Source organism: Pelomicrobium sp. G1, assembly GCF_051905455.1.
Classification (GTDB): domain Bacteria; phylum Pseudomonadota; class Gammaproteobacteria; order Burkholderiales; family UBA6910; genus Pelomicrobium.
Genome location: NZ_JBQACR010000298.1, coordinates 1 through 288, shown reverse-complemented (window position 1 = coordinate 288; position 288 = coordinate 1). Strand labels below are relative to the sequence as shown.

The 288-nt window shown below is 72.2% G+C and carries 1 pseudogene; it reads right to left on the bottom strand.

From position 1 onward, the window contains the following. Window positions 1-288, bottom strand: a pseudogene (locus tag ACTFO6_RS18585) (hydrogenase 4 subunit B); the annotation flags it as partial.

Here is a 288-nt window from a genome sequence, read left to right as displayed (position 1 = left end):
GCGAGGAGGATGACCAGCAGGAACAGGAGCGGGGCGTAGCTCGCCCGCTCGGGGGCGACCGAGGTGAGAAACCACCAACTGCCGCCCGCCGCGCTCGGCGCGAGGCTCGCAGGGACCAGGACCTCGACGGCGGGGCTCAAGGCGACGATGGCCGCCACCGGGAAGACGCCGAGCAGCACGCACTGCAGGGCCAGCCAGGCAAGCCCAGCCAGCTCCCACGGGCCCGCGTCGTGGGCCTCCTTGAGCGTTTCCTCCCGCGGCTGGCCGAGGAAGATGACCCCGTAGAAC